The following is a 16,022-nucleotide window of genomic DNA, read 5'->3' as shown; positions in this document are numbered from 1 at the left end:
TTAACCGATTTAAAGCAAGCATTTGACTATCAACTATTAACGACTGAGGGATAATCAATGTCTGAATCAATTAAGTGGGCAATATTAGGCACCAGTTTTATCTCTGGGGTAATGGCCGATGCGATTAAAGCACAAGGTCAAAGTACAATTTATGGCGTGGCAGGACGCAACACCACAGCATTGGCAGAGTTTGCGACCCAGTATCAAATTCCACATCAATTTACTGATTTTGATGCGTTAATCAACAACCCTGAAGTCGATGTTATATACATTGCCCTGCCAAATCACTTACATCATGAATACGTGGTAAAAGCGGCTAATGCTGGCAAAGCGATTTTATGTGAAAAATCATTGTCAGTAGACATGACAAAAACTGCAAAAAGTCTGGATGCTGTAAAACAAAACAAAGTGTTTTTTCTTGAAGGCTTAATGTACTTAGCTCATCCATTTATGCAACAGCTAAGCAAAACATTAGCCACTGGTGTGATAGGTGAAGTAAAAAGTATCCGCGGCCAATATTGCGCTGCCATTAGCCAGTTTGTTAACCCCGCGAGCCTTGGTGCATTGTTTAACCTAGGTTGTTACCCAGCATCATTAATGCAGTTAGTGATGCAACAGCAATTTGGCACAGAGCAGAGCCAGCAATACCACATTGAAGCGACCGGAAGACGTGGTCAAGACGGTAATATTTGCGAATCGACTGCCATCGTCAGTTACATCAATGGGGTGCAATGTCATCTTCACACCGCTGAAGACTATGGTCTGCACGCAGGCTTTACTATCTTGGGCAGCTTAGGAAGTATTGAGTTCACCTCAAACCCTTGGTTACCAGAATCTCAAGACAATCACTTTACCGTTAGGTTATATGAGCAACAAGCTGAACTAGTAAACGTTGAAGCCAAAGGCAATGGCTTTTACTATCAAGTAGAAGCGGTGCTTAACGCATTAGAAACTAAACAATACACAGTACCTAGACCTTTGGTACAGCTCAGCGACTCTGTTGATATTATGCAAATGCTAACAACATGGCATAAAGCCGCGTTAGAAAGCCGCACTGCAAACCACACCACTGAACGCTAAACATTGGTTTACTCGCTGTTGCTGAATCGTCGATAATTCAGTAACAGCAACGTAAGCGTACTCACTGTGTTCATCACTTAAGTGTATTTTCGATCCTTGTGGTAGCTCGCAGCGAAAAATAAATGCTTGTGATTGATACGCACTGTGAAAATAGACCCCAGACAGATAATTGACCGTAACTGAACAACCCAATTCTTCTTGGCATTCCCGCTGTAATGCTTGATGGATGGTTTCATTAGGGTCAAGTCCACCGCCCGGTAACCCCCAATGCTTATCGCCGTAATTGGCTTTTAATAATAGAACTTGCCCATCATCATTGGTGATCACCGCATGAGAACTGAGCCTAAATAAATCATTAAATGCCATGACGGTGTTCCTGCTAAAAAGAGTGAACAGCTAACGCTACTGAGTAAAAATAATACTAACATTTAAACTAACAATTATAGCCTGCTGTGGTTTAAGTCCGGCTGTGATTTTGATCAGGCTGTGGTTTTAATCAATAGTAGCTTAAATAGGTTAGCACTACTTGCGATGATGAATGCTTTCTGTTCAGAGACAATAAGCATAAGCCTTTCATCGATATGTTTGGCAGACAAAGTCAATTCAACAAGATCAATGTTTGCTCGTAGTGATAAAGGCAGATCACGACTAGCTCGTTTCTGGACAAAAGTGTGTTTAAGATATGGCCTGCGGCCACTAACGTCGTGGCGCTTCGCCCACACCAGACCAAGAGGAAACCAACGGCTGTTCCCTCTTGGAACTCCCAGCCGCCCCGCAACATTTTCTGAAAAGCGAAAAGGTCGCCATGGGGATTGATCTAGCTTTTGACCGCACTTGACTTCGGCCTCAGCCTTATTCGAAAATGCTAACGCTTCCGATGGTACATCCTGTACCGCGAAAGCTAGCGGGCCATCCATGGCCAGCTCACGCTATTTTCTTCAACGGCCTCAAGTTCAAAGCTGAATTTATCCATTTTCAAGCAAGGCATGTAACGCATTTATGGACATTTCCGTGTTACAAAGATCGGACAAAGTTTGGTTTTCAGATAACTTCTAGTATCCCAATTACCTACAAATGCCTGGTCAAAACTACTGAACCACTACAAGATCAAACTTTAATATAAACGCACAATTATTTGTCATAGTGCAACTTGATATTGTAACGTAATCAAGACTTTGAAACTGGATCGATCATAAACGCTAGTTTTTGTGGTTTGTCCTGAAGGGCTCGAATGAAAACAGGTTCGAAATCCGCCATGAGTTATTTTTTATTCAGCTTTTTTAACTAAGAAAATAAATTCCAGAGCTAAAAATTGCTGAATTCATGGCTGAACTTCTCCCTAGTTGAGGGAGAAGTTCTAATGGTTTATATCCATGGAAAACAAAGAATCTTACAAAAATAAAGCTCGTCTTATGAAGCAATTACGTAAAGCCAACACTGAAATGGAACAGAGCCTCAAATCAACAGTTTTTTGGCAAAAGGCTTTTTTCTTCCTATATTCTTAAGTAGATTATTTCAATGCAGAGCGGGGAATAAAATGAGCATCACGGGACGAAAAAAGGAAGATCTGTCTCTAAGCATATTATTTGTTATCGCAATGTTTGTTTCAACAATCGGTTTGATATCCTGCTCCGATAACAAGTCTGACTCATCCGATGCCCCCAAAACGTATAAGACAAAGACGGGTAAAGCGATCATCATATCGGAAACCCACCCGGCCGGTCAGAGCCTTAGCACTATCGAAATCAGTACCAAGGACTTTGAGCACAATTATCCGGCAATATACCAAGACAGGGATCCTATTTCAGAAGTATTTGTAGCCGACCTTGACGGTAACGGTTTTGATGAAATCTACATCATCACAATTTCGTCGGGTTCCGGAAGTTATGGAACAGTATTGGGATTTGCCTCAAATAAAGACAAAAGCCTGTCAATGATCAATTTCCCTGAAATACTAGAAAGGGATGAGAATTTTAAAGGATATATGGGACACGATACCTTCAAGATGGAAGAACAAAAGCTTTTAAGAACTTTTCCCATATATAACGAAGGTGACACCAATCAAAATCCAACCGGCGGAACACGAAAACTGGTTTATGGTCTATATCCGGGAGAAGCGATATGGCAATTAAGGGTCGAGAAATCAGAAACCCTCAATGCCCCATAAAAGGTGGTATTTCAGATGATAAACCGTCCATCTAATAATATGTTGCCCAGAACTTTTCTGGTTCTGATATGCATTGTGATCATAGTAGGTTGCGACGATTTTGAAAGCCAGAGTAAGGCTGAGGCTGACGCACTAGCCCACCCCCCCTTAATAAAACAATACATAGCCATTTTTTGAAGTAACAACATAACCCCCTTCTATTTGAGTTTCGATCACCTTTTATAATTTTCAAAACGCGAGTGCTACGAGGTCAGGGCAACCGCATGAGTGCCCTATTTTTTGAACAGCATGCTTCAGCGATGAATTTTTATCGCTTAAAGACATGTTACTTTCAGTTGATTTACTTTAAATCTAGAACGTTTAATAAACTGCTTATGCTTAAAAAATCATTTGCGAACTAGCCCTGGTTATAAACCAATTTATATTTGTTGATTTCGTATACTTAAATCTTGGCTCAACATTAAAATCATATGTATTACCTTTCTCACGCTCAGCTATCTCCACAAATATTTCTTGGTAGTTACTATCGTCCTGTGGATCAATCAGTGCAAAACGCAAACGAGCATGGATGAAACCAACCTTCTTAGAGGCTGTTTTAAAAGCGGGATTTAGCGAGATGTGTAAAAATTAAACACTAATGCGGTTGCCCTGATTTTACCCACCCCTTTATAAATCTCAATTTTTACACTATAAATATGTGAGTTAATTGTTGGTCATAAGTTTTATAAAAAATTTAGCTCAATAGTTAGAGTAATTTATCTCTATCTCTATCTCTACCTCTCCAACTAATTCAAGATATATTTAACATTTGAGGAAGTATTTTTATGAATAGAAAACTAATTAATGTAATAGTTGTATCAGCGGTTATGGGCTTATCCGTATCTTCTGTTATGGCTGCAGGTGGCGGGGCCGTTATAAAAAGTGACCCTACTAAGCATTTTGATGAAAAAGGAAAAGCGCCTTCGAAGTTCACCATAGAATTGCAAAATGGATTACGTAAAACACTTCCGTTTGAAGATAAGCGTGATTTTGATGAAGCTCAAAAAGGCTTTATAGCTGCACCTGATTATAAGCAAATCATGGCTGAAGCAGGCAACGTTGCTTGGGATATGGGCAGCTACGACTGGTTACTTGATGAAGGTAAAACCTTCGATACAATCAATCCATCGTTACAACGTCAAGCTGTATTGAATATGGCTTATGGTTTATATGAAGTGCTTCCAGGCAAAATATACCAAGTCCGTGGTTATGACTTAGCGAACATTAGTTTTATTAAAGGCGATACAGGCTGGATTGTATTTGACCCGTTAACAGCTAAAGAAACCGCTGCTGCAGCGCTAAAGTTTATTAATGAGCAATTGGGTGAGCGTCCAGTTGTTGCTGTCGTATATTCGCATTCTCATGCGGACCATTTTGGTGGTGTTCGTGGTGTTGTGAATGAAGAAGATGTACAGAGTGGTAAGGTTAAAATTATTGCCCCTGAGGGTTTCATGCACCATGCAATTGCTGAGAATGTGATGGCGGGTAATGCTATGACTCGCCGTATGTTCTTCCAATATGGTGTATTGTTACCGCGCAGTCCGTATGGACACGTCGATCAGTCTATCGGTAAAAATACTGCCGCGGGTAATTTAGGCTTAATTGAGCCTAACGTGACTATTAAGCAAGATTTCACTGATATGACAATTGATGGCGTTAAGATGGTGTTCCAAAGCACGCCAGGGACAGAAGCCCCTGCAGAAATGAACACTTGGTTCCCAGATATGAAAGCATTTTGGGCTGCAGAAAATATTACTGGTACTATCCACAATATTTATACCTTACGTGGCGCATTAGTACGTGATGCATTGGAATGGTCTAAGCAAATTAACGTCTCTTTGTATAAATTTGGACAAGATGCCGAAGTCATGTTTGCTTCACACTCTTGGCCTCGTTGGGGTAACGAACGTATTCAAGAAATAATGCGTACCCAACGTGATACCTATGCCCACCTAAATAACCAGGTGCTACATTTGGCCAACCAAGGTGTGACAGTTAATCAAATTCATAATGTTTATAAGCTTCCTGAAAGCCTACGTCAACAATGGTCTGCACACAGCTATCATGGTTCTGAAGAGCACAATAGCCGCGCAGTATTGAATCGCTATTTAGGTTATTGGGATGCAAACCCTGCGACCTTAATGCCTTTGTCACCTGAAGACTCTGCACCTTTATATGTTGAGATGATGGGCGGTAGCGCTAAGATTATCACTAAAGGAAAGCAGTTGTTTGACCAAGGTAAGTATTTTCATGCAACTGAAATCCTTAACAAGTTAGTCTATGCAGAACCTAAGAACCAACAGGCGAAAGATTTACTAGCCGATGTGTTTGAACAAATTGGTTATCAAAAAGAAAGTCCGAGTGTTCGAAACAGCTTTCTTGCTGCAGCCTATGAGCTTCGTAATGGCATGCCTACAGGTAGCTCTCCAAAGTCTTCAGGTCCTGATATGATCAGAGGTATGTCTACTGGATTATGGCTTGATTTCCTTGGTGTGCGTCTTGATACTGAAAAATCAGCAGGTAAACACTTTATTATTAATTTGGTTACCCCTGATAATGGCGAGAAATACCTTGTCGAGTTAAGTCATTCTGCACTAACTAATATCCAGGGTGTTAATTCTGACAAAGCTGACTTGACCCTTACTATTGATCGTGCTGAATTAAACGATGTGATGATGGGCGCAAAAAGTTTTGATGAGAAAATTAAAGCTGGTAAAGTTAAAATTGATGGTGACCGCAAGGCAATAGATGAGTTAATGGCTTCATTAGTTAACTTCACTATGGCATTTGAGTTACTACCAGGCACTATCGCTAAGTAAGCTAAGTAAGAAAAAGGTTCACCTCTAATTAGGGTGAACCTTTTTTATGTTTCCACGAATCGACGATTGTTCGATTTCTGAGGCAAATTTTTTCAGCTTATTATGTCGAAGGCTCCTGAAACTCAATCGGGTAAGAGTAAACTTTTATAAAAGTAAACTGAAACACTGGCTTCTCTAAAATGTTTATGTTCAAAATGAGTTAGTGCCTGTAAATGGATAAATTCAACTCTGAACTTGAGGCCGTTGAAGAAAATGATGTGAGCTGACCATGGCCTTTCTCGCACATCTGACCTATATGGATATGGGAAATGTCACAATGATGTAGGGAACATCATTGACCATGCCACCGCATGGCGACCGCATGAATGCCTAATTTTTCACCATCTGACTAAAACCAGCACTTAATACCGCCTGTAGCATTGATGTGTTCATCATACATCGCTTTTTTTCCTACAATGCTTAACTTGGTTCGCTCTGCTCGAAGCATATTCAAGCTCGTATGACGTAGGCAAGATAGGTTCTCTGCACCATGGTCTTTGTATATTTGCATGCGTCTTCATTCATGCTGACATCCAAACTCTGAATCGATCCGATTTATGTAGCTACTTTCACCCATTACAAAATGTAGGTCAAGCTTGAGACGCCGATAAACAACTTTGGGGCGTGCGACGTGAGGTCGTATGAAGCGCTGTTCACCGCTTTTGAGTGAACCATCTGTATCACCAGATGAACCTAGGAGCCTGAATAAAGTAGCGGCTCTGACAATGTAATGAAGATTGGTTATAGACCAATCGGGATCTAAATCGTGAGAGAACGATCCTCCTGATAACCACAAATCGGGTGAGTGCTAGGCAGTCAGTATGATGAACATAAGTGAATCCGCGCAAGGTGCGTTATGTGATGAAACAGCGGAAGTGGTTAATACGCTGTAGCCAAAAGGCATGAGAGTTGGAAAGAGATTGCCCCATGCTCTTTCGTGATCGTTAAGCTCTTCGCACTATAGCGGGCATCTAACCTGACATTGCGCGACATACGGAACACGGTAAGCCCATATCGCTCCCTTTGGGAAAGCTGATTTGGCCGATAGTGATGTGGGTATAGGAGGTTGGAAAAAGCAAAGGCTGCATTGTAACGATGCAGATACAGACTTGTGTCTGGTCACGAAAGTGAGCCCACTTCCGACTGGTCTTCCGTTGCAAGATAATTTGAAGAACTTTATTCAAGGAGAAACGCAAATGATGATTTCAACAGAAATTAGTGCCTCTCCTGACAGCGCTCAATGGCAGTCAATAGACTGGAAATCCGTTGAACCGCCTGTATTAAAGCTTCAGATGCGTATTGCAAAGGCAACACGAGAAAGGAAACATGGTAAAGCGAAAGCGTTGCAGTGGATACTGACTCACTCGCGTTCAGCAAAACTTCTTGCTGTTAAGCGTGTATCACAAAATAAAGGCAGTAAAACGCCTGGAATAGACGGTGTTATCTGGAATACAGATACCCGCCGCATGAAAGCAGTAAATCAATTGAGCAGGAAGGCATATCAAGCCAAACCACTCAAGCGTATCTATATCCCCAAAAAGAATGGCAAACTTAGACCTCTTGGTATCCCATGCATGATAGACAGAGCACAACAAGCGCTCCACCTTCTTGCATTAGAGCCTATATCGGAGACGCTTGCCGACCCTAACAGCTATGGATTTAGACCCAATCGTAGCACTGCTGACGCAGTCGATCAGTGCTTCAAATGCTTGGTTCAAAAGAAATCAGCGCAATGGGTTCTTGAGGGAGACATCAAATCCTGCTTCGACAAAATCGGGCATCAATGGCTAATTGATAACATCGCCATCGATAAACGTATGTTGGAACAATGGTTAAAGTCTGGTTTTATGGACAAAGGGCTGTTTTATCGTACTGATGAGGGCACGCCACAAGGAGGAGTTATATCCCCCACCTTGATGCTAATGACTCTTGCTGGACTTGAACAGCGCATAAAGTCTACAGCACTCAAAAAGGGTGCCAGAGCCAACTTTATTGGATACGCCGACGATTTCGTCGTCACCTGCGCGTCAAAGGAAGTGCTCGAGAACGATATCAAACCGTTGATCGCTGATTTCTTAGCGGAAAGAGGCTTAACACTCTCCGAAGAGAAAACGCATATTACCCACATCAGCAATGGTTTTGACTTCTTAGGGTTCAATCATAGGAAGTACAAAGGAAAATTGCTCATTAAACCGAGTAAATCCAACACATTGTTGTTCTTAAGTAACCTGCGCGAACTCATCAAAAAGCACGCAACCATCCCTGTTAACGATCTTATCAAACTGATAAATCCAAAACTAAGGGGGTGGGCGAATTATTATCGACATTGCGTTGCTAAACAAGTATTCGGGTATGTTGGGCACAAACTATTCTATTCGTTATGGCACTGGGCAGTAAGGCGTCACCCAACAAAGTCTAAGACTTGGGTAGCCCTTAAATACTTCATCAACCGAAAAGGCCAATGGTAATTTCACGGTTGGCAGAAGGTCAAGGATATGGATTGCCAATTCAATCTATTCCAAATAGCCAAAGTGCCTATTGAGAGGCATGTGAAAATTCGAAGTGCGGCTATACCATTCGATCCTCAACACCAAGAATACTTGGCTAGGAGAAAATCGAAAAGGCAAGCTCGTAACGCTTGGAATGAACCTACTCTCACTGCTTTATAAGTTGCTGGGTATCAAACGATACTTTTGTGGAGGCTTGAGCCTAGTGCAGTGAAAGTTGCACGCTGGGTTCTTAGGGGGACGGCACTTGGCAACAAGTGTCGTCTACCCGACAATAACGGCTTAGAGCGATCACTCTAAGACGTACCTGGACATAGTCGCGTTAGACTTATTGAACTAGCCGATAGTGATACTCATAAGATTTTGTTGGGGAAGTGAAAATATTTAGCTGACATCCTCACTTCATTAGCTATAACATGCGTTCTGCTCAGTTCGATGACTTCTGTGTTACAAACTATAAAGCTTGAGCTTTCCTAAACAAAGAAAGCTGGGGGCAAATCGAAAACCAGATGACGCTACCCAGAAACAAACTATCACTGAAAACACAAATTAATGACCTGGGCGCACTGGCTGCCCTCAATTACTCCCCCTACCGGTCTGTTAAGGGGGTTAGCTACTGGCCGAACAATATATCAGAAAAAAAACCACCCAATCACTGATTGGGTGGTCCGCTACTGTCCTTCAAGCAAGATCTCCTCTTCAAGCCTATTGACTCCTTTTTATTGTGAATACTATGTATTCTTGCTCGAGAGAATGTCAAAATTGAACCTGAGCTAGACTCACGCTACAAAGCATCGGTCTGGGCACTCGCACTGGCTGACACTTGAGAACAATCGAGTACAAGGGCACCTACTGCAGTTGCCTCCAGCAAGTCTTCCGTTCCCGGCAAATTCTCAAACTGAACCGACAAACTCGAACTGACGACAGAATTTGCTAGGATACTAGCGGAGGATTCAGCCAATGCTTTCGCCTGAGCTGTAATCTTTTCTGTTGCCTCAATAATCTTTTTTGCTGCAGCAGTGGCACTGGCGTAGTCTGTCACAATAGGCAAGGAACCCGAGCCGATAATTGGCAGGTCATACACAAAGCTCAAACTACTTTCTGCTTCAGCCGCTGCCGAAGACTCCGCTATTGCTACTACTAATGATGTAGCAATCGCATTAGCAAATGTCTGAGCAAGCACACCAGTCTGAACGTCGACAAAAGCTGCACTTGCCAAATTCAGTTGTGTCTTGAACGCTTCGATATTCGCGCCCTGCACATAGAATGAAGAGCCACTTCCTGAAACACCGGTCGCTAGTGCAGATGCTTCCGCTGAGCCGTCGCCACTTGCAGCAGCTTCAGACTCAGCAGTTGCCAAGCTCTCCGCAGACGATCTGCTATCTGCAATTGCCGTTACTTCAGCTTCTGAGCCTGCCACAACCGTGATATCGGTTACGACGAGATCAATATCAAAATTAATCCCCTGGAATAGGGTTGCAAGGGCTTCCGCAATCAGCCTCGAAGCAGCAACTGCTTGGGCCGAGCTATCGGCTTCAGCAGCTGACGCTACCAACGCATTCGCCGTAGCAACTTGGACAAAAAGGGTCCCATTCCCCATGTTCGCTGTTAGTTCGAGCTGGTGTACAGCACCATTTTTACCGTGCCGAGTGAGATCAAGTGTCACATCTCCGGTATAAGTGACAGCCAAAGCAGAGCTGGCAAGTGCCATAGATTTTGCCGAAGCGCCACCATCTATATAACTTGCGCCTGCAGCCGCCGAAGCCAAACATAAATCAGCACCAATAACACTGGCCGATATTGTGGTAGTTGTACTGCCATTTGTATTTCCCCCTGGAGGTCCAGCCCACGCACCGGTTGCCAACAGTGAACTGACTACAACAGCAAGCAATTTTTTATTTATTAACTTCATGATCGTCTCTCTTAATTTGTGAATTGAACATTAATTACCGATAAAAGCAGCAAGACGAGACGCTACACAACAACATCGATCCTCCTATAAGATACTTACAAATAGGTCGTGAGATTTTATTGGCATTATTCATGCCATTACATTGTCCTTTTATAATCATTGGAACATTAATATTTATCAGCGACAGTTCCCATGTCTAGATCGCGACCTTTTATGAGGATAGTCACTCCGTTTTGGCTAGTGGGATTAGATTCCGTAAGGTAATGTTACTTATACATATTTATTAAATACCCAGTAATTTTTCAGTACGGTTACAGAGTATAGGCGAATGAAAGGTATTTCGCTGATCCACACTTGAGATAAAATCGTCGATATGCGGACTATTGAACATAAAGAGGATATTTGTTATTTAAGAAATATAGCGGTTATTCATCGAGTCGGACAGACCTATGTTTAATGACATTAAACATATTTCCAGCTTAACTATAGGCTTGTTTATAGTGATACAGTTGATTTGGCCATCAGCTAAAAGCTAATATCACAACGTATAACGGATGTTATGTAATACCATCTAAGCGCTACTGATTACGGATCTATTTAACATATTGTATCTAACACGCAGAACAACCAACCAAAACACAGCTCAAGCAAAAGACGTCCTAAAACTCGTATTTTACATATTACTTAAGTGATTACGGGCTAAAAGCGAAAGGATTATTTTGCACTCTATTCGGGAATCAATATTTCAGCTAATATCAACCTGTAACACCTATTTTATAAATTAATACGTGTAAACGCCCAATTCAAATGGCTTAACCGTATCGAGATTGAGTTTAGCTCATACGGCTTAGACAAATCACCCTAAGTCATTGATGGACATAAACAAGTTTCAATTTCAACCCAGTAGTAAATTTTAGATTAGGATTTTTCATGGAACTATTCAAGATAGTTGCTTTAACTTACCGCTCCCTGTTTATTTGTAAATTAATTGAGGCGACAACTATCCTGACACAGCGGGGAAAGCACTAACAAAGAATGGGACATAAATGATTTACGCCCCCAAACCCACTTTTGGACAGTAACGAGTTGAGCTAATAATAAATGAAGCGATTAAACACTTGGTTATGTCAAAGCTAGGTGTATCAATATTGTCGGCACATACCTTGATGTATGGTGGAGAACGTGGCTTGTACGTTTACCGATAAAATAATTGTCGATGAATTCTCATTGGTTTGTTTAGTCTAAATCAAAACGGTAAACCTAGCTCGCGACTAAGTTTCTCAATCATATTGAAACCACTGTCCGATCATTATTACAAAAGAAATGATAATAAAACGATATTTCCTATAGCCAATTTAATCAGTAGCAACGACGATGTCAGGGGTCTCACTAAAGATCTTAAACTATAGGCTGATTAAACAGTTTTTTTCCTTCAGTTAATAAATGCTGAACGGCGGGATGTTTGATCTTTCGCTCAGGCGATATTAAATAATAATGCTCAGTAATTTCCGTTGTTCTTCCAATAATTTCAACATCAAATTGTTCTATAACATGATTTTCAATGATAGTTGGCGCGCAAAAAACACCGTACCCTGCTTGCCCAAAATATTTGGCCAACACTGAGTCGTCAAATTCACCTATTATTTGGGGTGATATATTTAGTTCATTAAACCAAGAAAGTACACTCAGATGCTGATTAGATCCTTCTCCTGCCGTAAAAAATGGATTACCGTCAAGAGAGTGTGGAAAGTTAACAGCTAACGTTTTAGCAAGATTTTCATGAGCAAAAAAACTAATACCGGATTTACCTACGAGGTGACTGTATGCTTTTAACGAAGAACCTGTTGGCAATGATGTATCACTTAAAACAGCATCAAGTTTATTTAGCGCTAATTCTCCAAGTAATACGTCCAAGCTCGCTTCTTTACACACTAACTTAATAGAGTCGTCCATCGTGTAGACTGCTTTTAATAAATTAAATGAAAACACTTTCGCGATGACATCAGTGACTCCGATGGAAAAACGAAAAAAAAAGTCAGTTGAATGATTTTTCAATGAATGAATCAGTTCATCTCCTAAACTGAATATTTCCTGTGCGTAGCTCAGTGTGATGTGACCCATATCATTAAGCACCAAACGCTTACCTTTTCGGTCAAACAAACTATATCCTAATTGAACTTCTAATAAGTTTAACTGAGCACTAAGCGTTTGTGGCGTAATATGCATGACTTTTGATGCCTGAGCGATACTGCCATGTGTCGCTATCGCATGAAAATACTGCAAGTGATGATAATTAAGCTTTACCATATGATTCCCTAATGTACTTTTCTCTCATCTAATGTTTATCTTCTCAAAATACATTATCAATTTTTTATTGATGAAAAAACAACTAAAATCGACTTTTAATACTATGGTTAATTGGATAAAGTTAAATCATTAGAGAAACTATGGTTAATTGGATAAAGTTAAATCACTAGAGAAAAAGGATTTATATGTTAAAAAATAGTTTCCCCTTCATGGTTTTCGCTTTCTTGGCCGTTCAATTGTTGTCAGTATCACCAGCTAAGGCAGTAGAAGTACTGACGGCTCAAGAACTTTCATCGCACTGCGCACTGTTTAACTCTGAACCAGAAAGCGTTGATGGTCAGTATTGTGTCCGCTATATTCAAGGCTTTATCGATGGTGCAATAGCAACCGATGCAAGAGTCATGCTAAATGCCGAAAGTGCCCTTGCAAGTAAGGAGACCTTCACGGAACGCGCGATTCGCACTCGTATGCCAAACCGTTTAGACCGTTCCAGAGCAGCAGACCTAGCCGGTTTTTGCCTCGGAGATCCGCTGCCATTGCGCGATGTAGTTAACGTTATCGTCGCCGATCTAGCAGCCCAAACAGATAGCAGCGAAGAAAATGAACCGGCGATGGAAGTCGTCTATAAATCATTACTGAAAAACTACCCCTGCAAACTATGAACTTAACTCAAGCCCAGCATACGTTTCAACGCGGCGAAACAAGACTCTCGTCTGTTTTGCTACTTCTGCTTATTTTAGCAATATCTTGGCTTCTGTGGTCGGGACTCTACAAACCACTGGTCATGAGTTTGGGGGCTTTGTCCTGCTTACTCAGCGTTTACTTGGCACATCGTATGGGCTTTTTCCGGCATCATACAGATTTGCTTAGACTTATGCCTCGCCTGCCTGGCTATTGGTTGTGGCTGCTGCGAGAGATTATTATTTCGAGTCTGGACGTAGCCAAGCTGATCCTGAAACCCTCTATGCCTATAAGCCCCACCGTGGTTGTGCTTGAAGCGGAAGCCAGAACGGACGTGGGCCAAGTAATTTTTGGCAATTCCATTACCCTGTCTCCGGGAACCGTCACGTTGGATTTACACGAGGGGAAAGTATTGATTCATTGCCTGACCAGTGAAAGTGCAAGAGAATTACAAAAAGGCGAAGCGAATCGTCGAGTAGCAGCTCTGGAGCCCCGCTAATTATGTATATTGTTGTCTCTATAGCCATTTTGGTGACCATGGTATTGGCCCTAGTGAGAGCACTTAAAGGGCCAAGCGTTTACGATCGCGTACTGGCAGTCAATGTGTTTGGTACCAAGACCGTTTTGTTACTGTCCGTCATTGCATTTCTTTACGGTCGGCCTGATTTTCTTGATCTTGCATTGGCCTACGCTCTGGTCAATATGGTTGGGATTCTTGCAGTATTAAATTTTTTCCAAAATCGTTCCCGAAGAAAATCTGATTCTGAGGCAGAAAATGATTGATGTCGCGCTAGATATTCTGAGTTGGATTCTACTCGTTCTAGGTGGTGCCTGCGTGTTGATCGGCGGCATAGGCGGCCTGCGCCTGCCAAACTTTTACACCAGAATTCATGCCGCCAGTCTTACTGATACCATGGCGACTATCTTAATTTTTGTTGGTATGATTCTACAAGCCGGTTTGTCCCTAGCCGCTATTAAACTGTTTGCTATTATGCTGTTTTTGCTGCTGACTGGCCCAACCGCTACCTATGCGCTGGCCAATGCCGCGCTATTATCCGGTCTCAAGCCAGACGATGGAAGCGCTAGCGACGCACCCAAGGCTAACAACTTACCCAAAGAGGGGGCCGGAGAATGATCTTAATTTTTGCGCTTTTCCTACTGACCCTTCTCGTCATTACCGCTATTGCGATAGTGCGCACCGACGACCTGTTTGTCGCGGTAATGCTGACATCTATATTCAGTTTACTAATGGCGGCCAACTTTTTTATTTTGGACGCTGCTGATGTAGCACTCACAGAAGCCGCGGTGGGTGCTGGAGTGACAACGGTAATCTTCCTTTGTGCATTGGAGCTGACTGGTGATCAGGAAAAAGCTCGAGAGGGAGGTCGGTGGGTAGCTCTAGGTACTGTGAGCGTTCTGGCATTGTTAATCATATACGCCACTTTCGACAAACCACGGCTCGGCGACCCTGATGCCCCAGTGCATCAACATCTAGCGCCTTGGTATCTAGAAAAAACGCCTGAGTATATCGATATTCCCAATGTGGTCACCGCAATCCTTGGCAGCTTTCGAGGCTATGACACGCTGGGCGAGGTGTTTGTTGTTTTCGCTGCTTGTATCGGGGTTTTATTCATCCTTGGTGTGAGCCCTCCACGAAAAAGTCAGCCTGTGACTAAAAAAAGTAGTGGTCTACGCCACCATCTGATCCCCCAAGTAGTCGGCCGACTGCTGATCCCGTTTATCGTGTTATTTGGTCTTTATGTACAATTCCATGGCGAATATGGCCCGGGCGGAGGATTCCAAGCTGGTGCAATTATTGCCACAGGCGTAATCCTTTACGCGCTGCTCGAAGGCGAATCCGAAGCGTTGCGCGCAATACCTCGCGGGGTGCTGTTGGGTATGGTTATAGGCGGTGCATTGCTATATGGCGGCGTGGGTGTGGCTTGCATGTTGATGGGAGGAGCGTTTCTAGATTATTCAGTACTAGCCGCTGACCCTGTGTTTGGGCAACAGCTGGGTATATTAATTATCGAGGCCGGCGTTGGTATGGCGGTTTGTGGTGCACTTCTAGCCATTTTCCATGCGTTCGCTGCCCGTGAGAGATTGTCATGAAACTATTGGAACTACTGGGATACTTCAATTATTGGGTATTTGCTATCATTTTAACGGTGGGACTGTATGCCGTGATTAGCAAAATCAATTTGATAAAAAAACTAATTGGATTATCCATATTTCAATCTGCTGTATTCCTTATGTATATTACTATGGACAAGGTAGAAGGCGGGACAGCCCCCATCATACAAAGCGGTGTAGAAGATCAAATATTTTCAAACCCAGTACCACAAGTACTGATCCTAACAGCCATCGTTGTGGGAGTATCTACCCTCGCATTGGGACTGGCCATTGTGGTACGTATCAGTGAATGTTACGGCACGATAGAAGAAAACGAAATTTTGGACGCCGACTAACTA

The 16,022-nt window shown here is 42.3% G+C and carries 12 protein-coding genes and 2 pseudogenes; 10 read left to right on the top strand and 4 right to left on the bottom strand.

Annotated features, from left to right (window positions below; translation table 11 throughout):
* Positions 1-57 precede the first annotated feature (57 nt).
* A complete protein-coding gene (locus tag CXF80_RS02560; RefSeq protein WP_198554722.1) occupies positions 58-1,080 on the top strand; it encodes a Gfo/Idh/MocA family protein in 1,023 nt (340 codons plus the stop codon).
* On the opposite strand, the gene CXF80_RS02555 is transcribed toward CXF80_RS02560, so the two are convergent.
* Positions 1,042-1,446 carry an NUDIX hydrolase gene (locus CXF80_RS02555; RefSeq protein ID WP_101030937.1) on the bottom strand — a complete coding sequence of 135 codons (405 nt, stop codon included), beginning with the start codon at positions 1,444-1,446 and terminating at the stop codon, positions 1,042-1,044. The two genes, CXF80_RS02560 and CXF80_RS02555, sit on opposite strands and share 39 nt — an antisense overlap.
* 1,171 nt (positions 1,447-2,617) lie before the next feature.
* Here CXF80_RS02555 and CXF80_RS02545 point away from each other — a divergent pair.
* Together CXF80_RS02545 and CXF80_RS02540 are read left to right on the top strand one after the other, a co-directional pair.
* Complete coding sequence (locus CXF80_RS02545) at positions 2,618-3,247, top strand: hypothetical protein (RefSeq protein WP_101030933.1); 630 nt, start codon at positions 2,618-2,620, stop codon at positions 3,245-3,247.
* An 824-nt stretch (positions 3,248-4,071) separates the two neighbouring features.
* Positions 4,072-6,105: an alkyl/aryl-sulfatase gene (locus tag CXF80_RS02540; RefSeq protein ID WP_101030930.1), complete on the top strand. Its 2,034-nt coding sequence runs from the start codon at positions 4,072-4,074 to the stop codon at positions 6,103-6,105.
* Positions 6,106-6,474: 369 nt separating this feature from the next.
* Here the strand turns inward: CXF80_RS02540 and CXF80_RS02535 are convergent.
* Positions 6,475-6,681, bottom strand: a pseudogene (locus CXF80_RS02535) (transposase); the annotation flags it as partial.
* A gap of 659 nt (positions 6,682-7,340) precedes the next feature.
* Here CXF80_RS02535 and ltrA point away from each other — a divergent pair.
* Positions 7,341-8,813 (top strand): annotated as a pseudogene (gene ltrA / locus CXF80_RS02530) (group II intron reverse transcriptase/maturase).
* Between the two features lie 622 nt (positions 8,814-9,435).
* Here ltrA and CXF80_RS02520 read toward each other — a convergent pair.
* Both CXF80_RS02520 and nhaR read right to left on the bottom strand, forming a co-directional pair.
* Positions 9,436-10,563, bottom strand: a complete 1,128-nt coding sequence (locus CXF80_RS02520; RefSeq protein WP_232772023.1) for a hypothetical protein — start codon at positions 10,561-10,563, stop codon at positions 9,436-9,438.
* Positions 10,564-11,961: 1,398 nt separating this feature from the next.
* Entirely contained in the window at positions 11,962-12,870 is a 909-nt protein-coding gene (nhaR, locus tag CXF80_RS02515; RefSeq protein WP_101030927.1) for a transcriptional activator NhaR, read from the bottom strand.
* A 224-nt stretch (positions 12,871-13,094) separates the two neighbouring features.
* Here nhaR and CXF80_RS02510 point away from each other — a divergent pair, with 224 nt between their 5' ends.
* From CXF80_RS02510 to CXF80_RS02485, 6 genes are read left to right on the top strand one after another with little or no spacing between them, the layout of a single operon-like run.
* Positions 13,095-13,532 carry a Rap1a/Tai family immunity protein gene (locus CXF80_RS02510; RefSeq protein WP_232772022.1) on the top strand — a complete coding sequence of 146 codons (438 nt, stop codon included), beginning with the start codon at positions 13,095-13,097 and terminating at the stop codon, positions 13,530-13,532.
* The gene (locus CXF80_RS02505; protein WP_232772021.1) at positions 13,529-14,050 is read left to right on the top strand and encodes a Na+/H+ antiporter subunit E; all 522 of its coding nucleotides are present in this window, start codon (positions 13,529-13,531) and stop codon (positions 14,048-14,050) included. The genes CXF80_RS02510 and CXF80_RS02505 overlap by 4 nt, the downstream gene beginning before the upstream one ends.
* Positions 14,051-14,052: 2 nt before the next feature.
* Complete coding sequence (locus tag CXF80_RS02500) at positions 14,053-14,334, top strand: monovalent cation/H+ antiporter complex subunit F (protein ID WP_011637737.1); 282 nt, start codon at positions 14,053-14,055, stop codon at positions 14,332-14,334.
* Complete coding sequence (gene mnhG, locus CXF80_RS02495; RefSeq protein ID WP_011637738.1) at positions 14,327-14,686, top strand: monovalent cation/H(+) antiporter subunit G; 360 nt, start codon at positions 14,327-14,329, stop codon at positions 14,684-14,686. Before CXF80_RS02500 ends, mnhG begins: the two co-directional genes overlap by 8 nt.
* On the top strand, positions 14,683-15,663 hold the full coding sequence (locus tag CXF80_RS02490; RefSeq protein WP_101030924.1) for a DUF4040 domain-containing protein: 981 nt from the start codon (positions 14,683-14,685) through the stop codon (positions 15,661-15,663). The genes mnhG and CXF80_RS02490 overlap by 4 nt, the downstream gene beginning before the upstream one ends.
* Positions 15,660-16,019: a cation:proton antiporter subunit C gene (locus CXF80_RS02485; RefSeq protein WP_101030922.1), complete on the top strand. Its 360-nt coding sequence runs from the start codon at positions 15,660-15,662 to the stop codon at positions 16,017-16,019. The genes CXF80_RS02490 and CXF80_RS02485 overlap by 4 nt, the downstream gene beginning before the upstream one ends.
* The last annotated feature ends 3 nt before the right edge of the window (positions 16,020-16,022 follow it).

Origin of the sequence: Shewanella sp. Actino-trap-3, assembly GCF_002836275.1 — a bacterium.
GTDB lineage: Bacteria > Pseudomonadota > Gammaproteobacteria > Enterobacterales > Shewanellaceae > Shewanella > Shewanella psychromarinicola.
Note: the sequence above shows the minus strand (reverse complement) of the source record. Positions and strands in the feature narration are given on the sequence as shown.

What these genes read in the sequence shown, in the direction of transcription:
- CXF80_RS02560 (WP_198554722.1), top strand. Translation starts at nt 58, where the DNA reads ATGTCTGAATCAATTAAGTGGGCAATATTAGGCACCAGTTTTATCTCT.
- CXF80_RS02555 (WP_101030937.1), bottom strand. Translation starts at nt 1,446, where the DNA reads ATGGCATTTAATGATTTATTTAGGCTCAGTTCTCATGCGGTGATCACC.
- CXF80_RS02545 (WP_101030933.1), top strand. Translation starts at nt 2,618, where the DNA reads ATGAGCATCACGGGACGAAAAAAGGAAGATCTGTCTCTAAGCATATTA.
- CXF80_RS02540 (WP_101030930.1), top strand. Translation starts at nt 4,072, where the DNA reads ATGAATAGAAAACTAATTAATGTAATAGTTGTATCAGCGGTTATGGGC.
- CXF80_RS02520 (WP_232772023.1), bottom strand. Translation starts at nt 10,563, where the DNA reads ATGAAGTTAATAAATAAAAAATTGCTTGCTGTTGTAGTCAGTTCACTG.
- nhaR (WP_101030927.1), bottom strand. Translation starts at nt 12,870, where the DNA reads ATGGTAAAGCTTAATTATCATCACTTGCAGTATTTTCATGCGATAGCG.
- CXF80_RS02505 (WP_232772021.1), top strand. Translation starts at nt 13,529, where the DNA reads ATGAACTTAACTCAAGCCCAGCATACGTTTCAACGCGGCGAAACAAGA.
- CXF80_RS02500 (WP_011637737.1), top strand. Translation starts at nt 14,053, where the DNA reads ATGTATATTGTTGTCTCTATAGCCATTTTGGTGACCATGGTATTGGCC.
- mnhG (WP_011637738.1), top strand. Translation starts at nt 14,327, where the DNA reads ATGATTGATGTCGCGCTAGATATTCTGAGTTGGATTCTACTCGTTCTA.
- CXF80_RS02490 (WP_101030924.1), top strand. Translation starts at nt 14,683, where the DNA reads ATGATCTTAATTTTTGCGCTTTTCCTACTGACCCTTCTCGTCATTACC.
- CXF80_RS02485 (WP_101030922.1), top strand. Translation starts at nt 15,660, where the DNA reads ATGAAACTATTGGAACTACTGGGATACTTCAATTATTGGGTATTTGCT.